Below are 9691 nucleotides of genomic sequence, written 5' to 3'. Positions count from 1 at the left end.
CGCAACCCCGGGGTATGGACGGGCCGCTGTCGGCCGAGCGCGACCCCCGCGACGACCGGGTCGTCTGCCACGTCGACATGGACTGCTTCTACGCGGCCTGTGAACGCCTCAGGGAGCCGGCGCTGCGGGGCGAACCCCTCGTCGTCGGGATGGGGTACGAGCCGAACGAGGACATCGGCGCGGTCGCCACCGCCTCCTACGAGGCCCGCGAGTACGGCGTCGGGAGCGCGATGCCCATCTCCGAGGCGCTCGAACGGCTCCCGCGGAAGGTCGATGCCGCCCGCGACGACGACCTCGACGTCGCCGAGGCGGGGTTCTACCGGCCCGTGGACATGGGTTTCTACAAGGAGGTCAGCGCCGAGGTCCGCGCGGCGGTCGAGGCCGCCGTCGCCGAGGCCGACCCCGACGGGACGGTACGCAACGTCTCCATCGACGAGTCGTACCTCGACGTGTCGGCCGTCGGCTGGGACGCCGCCGAGTCGTTCGCCGCGGCGCTCCGCGAGCGCATCGAGCGCGAGGCGGGCGTGACCGCGAGCGTCGGCGTCGCGCCGAACATGTCCACGGCGAAGGTGGCCTCAGACTACGACAAGCCGGACGGGCTGGTCGTCGTGCGCCCGGACGAGGTGCGCGACTTCCTCGCGCCGCTCCCGGTCGGGGAACTCCACGGGGTCGGCCCGGTGACGGCCGACCGCCTCGCCGAACTCGGCATCGAGACGGCGGGCGACCTCGCGGCCGCCGACCCCGCCGCGCTGGCCGACGCGTTCGGGTCGCGCGGTCGGGCCGTCCACCGCCACGCCCGCGGCGTGGACGACCGCGAGGTGACGCCGGTGGGGAAGCCGAAGTCGCTCTCCTCCGAGAAGGCGCTCTCCACCACCGACGACGGGACGACGAAGCGGGAACTCGTCGCCGGCCTCGCCGCGGAGGTGGCCGAGCGCGCCCGCTCGAAGGGGGCGCTGTACAAGACCATCGGCGTGAAGGTCGTCCGCCCGCCGTTCGATATCAACACCCGCGCCCGGTCCCTCTCCGGGCCGGTGGACGACCCGGACCTCGTCGAGGAGGTGGCGCTCGACCTGCTCTCGGAGTTCGCGGACGACCGCGTCCGGAAGCTCGGGGTGCGCGTCTCGAACCTCGACTTCGCCGACGCGGAGCAGGCGTCGCTCGCGGGCTGGGAGGACCCGGAGGGCGACGTCGAGGCCGGGGACCGTCCCCCCGCGACGCGCGGCCGGACCACGCTCGACGACTTCGACGGGTGACCGCCGTGGCTATGTGGCCGCGGGGGCGAAACGGGGTATGAACAAGCTCGCGCCCGCCGGGGACGGGCGGTGGCGCCTCGCGCCCCACGCGCACCTCATCGTCTACGAGGCGGAGGACGGGGGCGAACTCCTCACCGTCTACGACTGCGGGGCGGCCCAGGCCCCGCCGCGCGCGCAGGTCGTCGGCCACCTCGTCCGCGTCGACGCGGCCCACGAGCGCGAGCGATCGCCGACGGGCTACGTCGTCAAACTCCGGGAGGACGCCGACCTCGTCCGGCAGGACGGCGAGGGGCCGGACCACTACGTCGTCCGGGCCCGCGAGTAGGCTTTTACCCGGGTGGTCCTATCGGACGGTGTGTCGGACCGCCCGCTCGCCGTCCGCCTCCGCGACCGCCTGACGCGCGCCTACGTCGATGCCTACTACGCCTCCGAGAGCGAGGCGCTCGGCGACGGCCTCTACTGGTTCGAGTCGGACGGCGACACGGTCGGGCAGGCGACGCCGTTCGGGACGGTCATCCTCAACCGCCGGGCGTTCGCGCGCCTCTCGCCCGCGACCCGCGAGTACGTGCTCGCCCACGAGCGCGGCCACGGCGGCCGCGGCCTCCTGTTCGGCGGCTGTTACTGGGGGACGTTCGCCGCGTGGTCGCTCGCTGGCGCGCTGTTCGTCTATTCGGGGCTCGGAACGCTCGTCGGCGGGTCGGCGGTGCCGCTCGCCGCCCCCGGGTTCCTGCTCGCCACGCTCGCCTTCCTCGCCGTCTGGTGGCTCGACGAACTGCGCGCCGACCTCGCGGCGCTCGGAACCGTCGGCGAGGAGCGCCTCCGCACGGCCCACCGGGAACTCCGCGGCGGCCGGCCGACCGCGCTCGCGCGGCTCGTCTATCCGGCCCCGGCGACCACCGCGCGGGTCCGGCGACTCCTCGTCCGGCTCCGCGGCCGCAAGCCGCGCGTCTGACGCGGATTTATCGGGGGGCGAACGCTCTCTGGGACCAAATGGGAGCGGAACGAATCACCGTCGGCGAGGTGAGCGCCGGCGAGGCGGCGGGCCGGTCGGTCGACCTGCCCATCGTCGATATCCTCACGGGTCGGGGCTTCATCACCGGCAAGTCCGGGTCGGGCAAGTCCAACTCCGCGTCGGTCATCGCGGAGAAGCTGCTCGACCAGGGGTACGGCCTGCTCGCGGTGGACATCGACGGGGAGTACTACGGGCTGAAGGAGGAGTACGAGATACTCCACGTCGGCGCCGACGAGGAGTGCGACCTCCAGGTGTCGGTCGAACACGCCGAGAAGCTGGCGTCGCTCGCGCTCGAACAGGGCGTCCCCATCATCCTCGACGTGTCGAGCTTCCTCGACGAGCGCGACGCCCGCGAACTGCTGAAGGAGGTCGCCAAACAGCTGTTCGCCAAGGAGAAGAAGGTGAAACAGCCCTTCCTGATGCTGGTCGAGGAGGTCCACGAGTACATCCCCGAGGGCGGCGGGATGGACGAGTGCGGCCGGATGCTCGTGAAGGTGGGCAAGCGGGGCCGGAAACACGGCCTCGGTATCATCGGCATCTCCCAGCGGCCGGCCGACGTGAAGAAGGACTTCATCACGCAGTGCGACTGGCTGCTGTGGCACCGGCTCACGTGGTCGAACGACACGAAGGTCGCCGGCCGCATCCTCGGCAGCGAGTACAGCGACAAGGTGGAGGAGCTCGGCGACGGCGAGTGCTTCATGATGAGCGACTTCGAGGAGTCGCTCCGGCAGGTGCAGATGGAGCGCAAGCGGACGTTCGACGCGGGCGCGACCCCCGGGCTGGACGACTTCGAGCGACCGGAGCTGAAGTCCGTCTCCTCGGACCTGATGGGCGAACTCGAATCCATCACGGAGTCGGAGAAACAGCGCGAGTCGCGCGTCCAGGAGCTCGAACTCGAACTGAAGGACAAGGAGGAGCGCGTCAAGGAGCTGGAGGCGGAACTGGAGGAGGCGCGCGACCTCTCGAAGATGGCGGAGCAGTTCTCGCGGGCGATGATGGCCCATGCGACGGGTCGTCCCTTCCGCGACGACCTGACGGGCAGGCAGTCGGAACTCCCCGAAGTCGCACGGACGCCCGCGGGCGACGCCGGCGGCGGGGGGTCGGTCGTCGAGCCCGACCCGGACGACGAGGAGGCGCGCGAACGGGACGCCGCGGCGGGCAGCGCCGAGGCGAACGAACACGACCCGCTCCGGTCGCAGGACTTCGGCGCCGCCCGGATGGCCGAGCGGGTCGGCGACGGTGGCGACGCCCGCGACGGGGTCGATGAGACCGACGGGAGCGACGAGCCCACGGCCCCCGACACCGCTCCCCCGACCGGCGGCGACGTCGAGCCGGAGTTCGACGCCGACGAGCGCGTCGGCAACGGCGACCGGCCCGTGGTGCGCGACCTGCGCGAGCGCATCGAGTCGCTCGACCCCGTGGCCCGCGCGATGGTCGCGTACTACCGCGAGTACGGTCCCGCCTCGCCGCTCGACGCCCACGTCGCGGCGGGCGGCGACGGCGACCGAACCGCCGCCTACCGGCGCAACGGCGAACTCCGCGAGCGCGACCTCATCGAACACGCGGGGCGGGGCGGCTACACGACCTGCTTCCGGGCGACCGTCCGCGAGGCGCACGACGACCGCCTCGACGAGGCGGACCTCGAAGCCGCGGTGAGCCACGTCCTCTCCGCGCTCCCGCCGGCACGGCCGCCCGAGTCCATCGAGGAGTGGCCCGACGCGTACCGGGCCGCGGACTAGAGCCCCGAGACGAGATCCTCCAACGCCGCCCGCGGGTCGTCGGCCTTCGCGACCCCCGAGGCGAGCAGGACGCCCGACGACCCCAACTCCCGAGCGGCGAGCACGTCCTCGCCCGTCGAGATGCCCGCGCCGCAGTACACCGAAACCGAGTCGTCCACCTCCCCCGCGGCGGCGACGGCCCCCGTCACGATATCGGGGTCGGCCGCGGAGACGGGCGTCCCCGTGCCGATGAGTTCCGGCGGCTCGACGGCGACGGCGTCCGGGCCGAGCGCCGCGACGGCCGCGACCTGCTCGGGGTTGTTCGCGCAGGCGACGGTTTCGAGGCCGGCCTCCTCGGCGGCGTCGAGTGCCGCGTCGATGTCCGCCAGCCGGAGCCGTCGCTCCGAGTGGTTCAACAGAGTGCCGTCGGCGTACTCCGCGACGGCGGCGGCGAGCGTCGAGCCGGTGTGGCTCCCGTGCCCGGTCGGGGAGACGTGCTGTGCGAACGTCTCGACGCCGGTCCCCGCGACGGGCGCGAGGTGGGTCGCCTGCGGCGCGACGGCGACGCGGACCCCCGCGTCGTCGGCCACGTCCGCCGCGGCGCGCGCGATGGCGACCGGGTCGCAGTCGTACGCCTTCAGGTTGACGAGGACGAACATATCCCGAGGCCGGTCGGCCCGCGCAAATAGCTGTCCGTTCCGGTCAGTGCCGGTAGTAGGTGAAGGCGACGACGCCGGCGAAGCCGACGACGGAGCCCACGAGGACGACGTAGAGCCACCACAGCGGCGTCGTCCGTTCCGCCATCATCCGCGGGGCGCCGTAGGCCGTGCTGGCGAAGACGACCCACAGCAGCGACGAGACGACCGCGTACACCGGCCAGCGGACGGCCATCCTCCCCCTGTTCATACCTCTCCTCTCTCCCCTAGGGGCTTAGCTAATGGCGCGCTTATCCGACGGTAGAGGCTCCCTACTCACCTGAAGGCCGCCGCCTACTCACCTGAAGGCCGCCGTTGATACGAGCACACGGGCGTCGACAGAGAGCCACGAGTCGGCGAGTGGCGGCTCGTCCGGCGGGTGGAGGGTCGCGCGGTCCGGGCCGTCGGCGTAGCGGACCAGCGTCGCCGCCAGCGGTTCGGTGTCGTCCGGGCCCCGTTCCATGCGCGCGAGTCGCCGGCAACGGGGCTTAAGCGCCGCTATGAGCCGTCCGACGGGCTCCCGAGGGCTATGTACACGCGGCCGCGGGCCGGAGAGTTACCGCGACACCGTCGCGCCGTCGTCGGGTATCGCGACGTTTTCCACCCCCTCGGCGTCGAGGTGGTCGCGCAGGTCAGCGCGGGTACACAGACAGTGGTTGATGGCCTCCATGTGGACCGCGACCACGTCGGCGTCGGTCGCGCCCGCGAAGGCCGCGACGCCCTCGCGCGTCATCGTGATGGGGTCGCCCTCCACGAACTGCGCCTCGCCGGTATTGACGACGGCGAGGTCCGGGTCGTGGCTCGCGAGCACGTCCGCGACGGGCCCGTACCACACCGTGTCGCCGGCGACGTAGACGGTCTCGTCGGCGTCGAAGAGGAACCCGGTGACGGGGCCCATCTGTTCGGCGAGGTCGCCCGTGCCGTGACGGGCCGGCGTCGCGGACACGGTGACGCCGTCGAACTCCTCCACGCCCGAGACGGGCCGCACGTCCGTGAACGTCTCCCGGAGCTCCTCGGCGTCCTCGGGCTGACAGATGACGGGGATATCGGCGGGGAGACGCTCGCGCGCCGCGTCGTCGAGGTGGTCGCGGTGGAGGTGGGTGACGACGACGGCGTCGAAGACCGAGCGGTCGAGGTCGGGCAGTTCGACGAGCGGGTTCGGCCGCTGGTTCGGACTGTTCGGGATGGGGTCGATGTCGCCCGGCGCGCCGAGCATCGGGTCGACGAGCAGGCGCGTGCCGTCGAAGTCGAGGTCGAGCGTCGCGTGGCGGACGAGGCGGACGGATGCCATACCGGCCCTGCGGGGGCCGCCGGGAAAAATCAGTCCTTGCGCTTCACGACGTCGCCGAGCGTGTAGGTGCCGGTCGCGCCGCCGGAGTCGCTCTCGTAGTCGTCGCTCGACCCGCTCCCCTCGGCCAGCGAGATGCCGAGCGCGCGTTCGAGCTTGCGCTGGACCTGGTCGGTCGGGAGGGTGTCGCCGCGCTCCAGCTTGCGGATGACGCCGGCCTTCTCGTTCAGTTGCTTCGCGAGTTCCTCCTGGGAGAGCCCCTGCGACTCCCGGGCCGCCCGGATGCGCTCGTCGTAGTCGGTGGCGACTTCCTCCATCTCGTCGAACATGTCGCGGCGGCGGCGCGAGGACGACGAGGAGCCGCCCGACGAGCCGGAGCCGCTCGACGACGAGGACGAGGAGGACGACGACGTGGAGTACTTCGTCGAACTCGACGACGAGGACTCCTGTCGGACCTCGGTCCCGAACTCGGCACAGTCGCCGCAGACGTCGAGCTCCGCGCCCTCTACCTTGACGGTCTTCGGGTCGGCGACCTCCGTGCCGCACATCTCACACTGGACCATACCCACGGTTCGCCAGCGCCGCGTATAAAAGACACGACGGGGGTTACTCGTGCTCGCGCCCGCGCCGCTCCAGCGCGGCCGCGAAGCCCTCGGCCGTGAGCACCACCTCGTCCGCCCGCTCGTTGGCTTCCTTCGGGTCGATGCCGTCGGCCACCGCCCGGATGGCGTGCATCGACGCCTCGCGGACGAGCGACGCGATGTCCGCGCCGGAGTAGCCCGCGGTCTCGGTCGCCAGCCCGTCGAGGTCCACGTCGTCGGCGAGCGGCTTCCCCTCGGTGTGAACTTCGAGAATCGCCCGACGGCCCTCCGCGTCCGGCTCCGGCACCTCCACGTGCGTCTCCAGGCGACCGGGGCGCAACAGCGCCGGGTCGAGCGTGTCCCGCCGGTTCGTCGCCGCGAGCACGACGACCTGCGGGTTCGACGCGGCGTTGTCCATCTCCGTCAGGAGCTGCGAGACGACCCGTTCGGTGACGCCGCTGTCGCTCCCGCTCCCGCGGGCCCGCGCGATGGCGTCTATCTCGTCGAGGAAGACGATGGCCGGGGCGGCCTGTCGCGCCCGGTCGAACACCTCGCGGACGGCCCTCTCGGACTCGCCGACGTAGCGGTCGAGCAGTTCCGGCCCGGCGACGTGGATGAAGTTCACCTCGGACTCGCCCGCCAGCGCCCGCGCGAGCAGGGTCTTGCCGGTGCCCGGCGGACCGTACAGCAGGACGCCCGACGCCGGCTCCGTCCGCGCCGCCTCGAACAGCGGCGCGTACAGCACGGGCCACTCGACGGCCTCGCGGAGGGTGGCCTTCGCGTCGTCCAGCCCGCCCACGTCGGAGAAGTCCACGGCAGGGGCCTCGGCGACGTACTCGCGCATCGCGGACGGCTCGACCGCGGCGAGCGCCGTCTCGAAGTCGGCGCGCGTCACCTCCAGCGGGTCGCGGTGTTCGCGGTCGCGCAGGGCGGCCATCGCGGCCTCCTGCGTGAGCGTCTTCACGTCCGCGCCGACGAACCCGTGGGTGCGCGCGGCGAGGCGGTCGAGGTCCACGTCCGCCGCGAGCGGCATCCCCCGCGTGTGGACGTCGAGTATCTCCCGGCGGCCGGCCTCCCCCGGCGCGCCGATCTCTATCTCGCGGTCGAAGCGGCCCCCCCGGCGGAGCGCCGGGTCCACCGCGTCCACCCGGTTCGTCGCGCCGATGACGATGACCTGTCCGCGGTCCTCCAGCCCGTCGAGGAGGGTGAGCAGTTGGGCGACGAGCCGGTTCTCCATGTCGGCCTCCTCGTCGCGCTCGCCCGCGATGGCGTCTATCTCGTCGATGAAGACGATGGCCGGCTGGTTCGCCGCGGCCTCGTCGAACACCTTCCGGAGCTGTTCCTCGCTGTCCCCCTTGTACTTCGAGACGACCTCCGGCCCGTTGATGACGCGGAACGCGGCGTTCACCTCGTTGGCCACCGCGCGGGCGATGAGGGTTTTGCCCGTCCCCGGTGGGCCGTGGAGGAGGACGCCCCGCGGCGGGTCCACGCCGACCTGTCGGAACAGGTCCGGCTGGGTCAGGGGGAGCTCTATCATCTCGCGGACGAGGTCGAGTTCCTCGTCCAGCCCGCCGATGTCCTCGTAGGCGACCCCGCCGGTGGTCGTCGCGCCGCCGGACTCCTCTGGCTCGGCGGCCTCGGGTTCGGCGCGCACGGGGATATCGGTCGAGCGGTCGTCGTCCGCCCCGCCCTCGCCGTTCCGCAGGTCGAGCCGCGTCGTCTCCGTCACCTTCACCACGCCGTCGGGGTCGGTCCGGGTGACGGTCGCGCGGAGGTCCGCCCGCTCGACGTGGACCGAATCGCCCTCGCGGAGCGGCCGGTCGAGCAGCGCGCGCTTCAGCAGGTCCGCGGCGCCGTCGGGGGCCGGGCCGTCGATGCGGAGTTCGACCTCCCGCGCCGTCTCGACGCTGACGCGCCGGACGGTCACCTCCTCGCCGACGGTGACGCCGGCGTTGGCCCGCGTGTCGGCGTCGATGCGGACGACGCCCTCCTCGGTTCCGGGCCACACCTTCGCGACGGCCTGTCGGTCGCCCTCCACGACGACGGTGTCGCCGGAGAGGACGCCGAGGCGGGCGCGGGCGCTCTCGGGGAGCCGCGCGACGCCGCGCCCGGCGTCGCGCTTCTCGGCTGCCTTCACGGGGAGGCGGACGGCCTCGTTCGACATACCCGGAGGTGGGGGCGCCGTCGCTTCAACCCCGCGGTATGGGTAGGGGTAACACATTTATCGCTCACGGCGAGAGTACCGCCATGGTCCACGAGACGGAACGGGACGGGGCGACGTGGTACGCGTGCGACGGCTGCGGGATGCTGTTCGACGTGCGCGAGGACGCGGAGAGCCACGAGGCGGACTGCGACGGCGAGGAGCCGAGCTACATCCAGTAATCAGCGCCGGTCGCGGTGCTCGGCCGCGAGCCGTTCGGCGTGGTCGCGGTGTTCGGCCGCCTTCCAGCGCACCTGTTCGTGGCTCCCGTACGCGAGCGCCTCCTTCAGCACGTCGCGGACGACGCCCGCCTCGACCGCCTCGACCGTCCCGTCCGTGCCGAACTCCACGACCCCGTAGCGGTCGGGGGCCGTCCCGACCGTCGCGCGTTCGAGCGGCTTCCAGCCCGTTCGTAGCGGCATCAGTCCTCCTCCTCTTCGCGCTCCCCGTCCTCGCCGAGTATCTCGTAGCTCTGCTCGCCGAGTTCGTCCTCGACGAAGACGAAGACGCGGCCCCGGGCGGTCTCGGGGTCGGCCTCGATCTCGATGCGGTAGCCCGCGTTCGTCGCCTCGACGCCCGGGAAGATGGACTCCGTGTCGTCGCGGTCCACGATGACGCGGCCCACGCCCGACGACTCCAGTATCTCGTCGTCGGTCGTCCGGTCGTTCACGTACACCATCACGCCCTCCTCCTCCGTGGGGTCGGTGACGAGGACGTGGACGTCCTTGCCCGGCCCGGAGACGACGCTTCCCTCGGCACGGGTCGGCACGCCGTGGTAGAAGACGCTCCGCCCGTCGGCGTAGGTCACCTCGACGCCCTCGGGTTCCAGCGAGATACCGAGGGTGTCCGGGGCGATGTCGTGTCGCAGGTCCATAGCCGGGGTTCGCGGCGGCGGGCCAAAAGCGGCGCGACCGCCGACTGCCACGACCGCCACCGCTTTACCC

At 72.3% G+C, this 9691-nt stretch carries 13 protein-coding genes; 5 read left to right on the top strand and 8 right to left on the bottom strand.

All coding sequences use genetic code 11. The features are described 5' to 3' along the window. Positions 1 to 14 precede the first annotated feature (14 nt). The 4 genes from dinB to P2T37_RS13660 are packed head-to-tail and all read left to right on the top strand — an operon-like array spanning position 15 to position 4004. The gene (dinB, locus tag P2T37_RS13675; protein WP_276234516.1) at positions 15 to 1253 is read left to right on the top strand and encodes a DNA polymerase IV; all 1239 of its coding nucleotides are present in this window, start codon (positions 15 to 17) and stop codon (positions 1251 to 1253) included. 37 nt (positions 1254 to 1290) lie between these two features. Continuing rightward, complete coding sequence (locus P2T37_RS13670; RefSeq protein WP_276234515.1) at positions 1291 to 1578, top strand: hypothetical protein; 288 nt, start codon at positions 1291 to 1293, stop codon at positions 1576 to 1578. Positions 1579 to 1608: 30 nt separating this feature from the next. Next, positions 1609 to 2205, top strand: a complete 597-nt coding sequence (locus tag P2T37_RS13665) for a hypothetical protein (protein ID WP_276234514.1) — start codon at positions 1609 to 1611, stop codon at positions 2203 to 2205. A 38-nt stretch (positions 2206 to 2243) separates the two neighbouring features. Further along, complete coding sequence (locus P2T37_RS13660) at positions 2244 to 4004, top strand: ATP-binding protein (RefSeq protein WP_276234513.1); 1761 nt, start codon at positions 2244 to 2246, stop codon at positions 4002 to 4004. Here P2T37_RS13660 and tpiA read toward each other — a convergent pair. The 6 genes from tpiA to P2T37_RS13630 all read right to left on the bottom strand — a co-directional run bounded on the left by tpiA (position 4001) and on the right by P2T37_RS13630 (position 8711). Next, positions 4001 to 4642, bottom strand: a complete 642-nt coding sequence (gene tpiA / locus P2T37_RS13655; protein WP_276234512.1) for a triose-phosphate isomerase — start codon at positions 4640 to 4642, stop codon at positions 4001 to 4003. The two genes, P2T37_RS13660 and tpiA, sit on opposite strands and share 4 nt — an antisense overlap. A 43-nt stretch (positions 4643 to 4685) precedes the next feature. Then, positions 4686 to 4889: a hypothetical protein gene (locus tag P2T37_RS13650; RefSeq protein WP_276234511.1), complete on the bottom strand. Its 204-nt coding sequence runs from the start codon at positions 4887 to 4889 to the stop codon at positions 4686 to 4688. 87 nt (positions 4890 to 4976) lie between these two features. Beyond that, positions 4977 to 5141: a DUF7511 domain-containing protein gene (locus P2T37_RS13645; protein ID WP_276234510.1), complete on the bottom strand. Its 165-nt coding sequence runs from the start codon at positions 5139 to 5141 to the stop codon at positions 4977 to 4979. A gap of 93 nt (positions 5142 to 5234) precedes the next feature. Then, positions 5235 to 5969 (bottom strand): MBL fold metallo-hydrolase, encoded by a 735-nt coding sequence (locus P2T37_RS13640; protein ID WP_276234509.1) that lies wholly within the window; start codon positions 5967 to 5969, stop codon positions 5235 to 5237. Positions 5970 to 5998: 29 nt separating this feature from the next. Then, a complete protein-coding gene (locus P2T37_RS13635) occupies positions 5999 to 6529 on the bottom strand; it encodes a multiprotein bridging factor aMBF1 (RefSeq protein ID WP_276234508.1) in 531 nt (176 codons plus the stop codon). A 43-nt stretch (positions 6530 to 6572) separates the two neighbouring features. Next, positions 6573 to 8711 (bottom strand): AAA family ATPase, encoded by a 2139-nt coding sequence (locus P2T37_RS13630; RefSeq protein WP_276234507.1) that lies wholly within the window; start codon positions 8709 to 8711, stop codon positions 6573 to 6575. 83 nt (positions 8712 to 8794) lie between these two features. On the opposite strand from P2T37_RS13630, the gene P2T37_RS13625 reads away from it, so the two are divergent. After that, a complete protein-coding gene (locus P2T37_RS13625; protein WP_276234506.1) occupies positions 8795 to 8929 on the top strand; it encodes a DUF7128 family protein in 135 nt (44 codons plus the stop codon). Here the strand turns inward: P2T37_RS13625 and P2T37_RS13620 are convergent, their stop codons facing one another. Next, complete coding sequence (locus P2T37_RS13620) at positions 8930 to 9169, bottom strand: DUF7508 domain-containing protein (protein ID WP_276234504.1); 240 nt, start codon at positions 9167 to 9169, stop codon at positions 8930 to 8932. Continuing rightward, a complete protein-coding gene (locus P2T37_RS13615; protein WP_276234503.1) occupies positions 9169 to 9621 on the bottom strand; it encodes a DUF5796 family protein in 453 nt (150 codons plus the stop codon). The genes P2T37_RS13620 and P2T37_RS13615 overlap by 1 nt, the downstream gene beginning before the upstream one ends. Positions 9622 to 9691: the final 70 nt, after the last annotated feature.

The sequence above is a fragment of the Halosegnis marinus genome, from assembly GCF_029338355.1.
In the GTDB taxonomy this organism is placed as follows: Archaea; Halobacteriota; Halobacteria; order Halobacteriales; family Haloarculaceae; genus Halosegnis; species Halosegnis marinus.
This window is presented reverse-complemented; position numbering and strand designations above follow the sequence as displayed.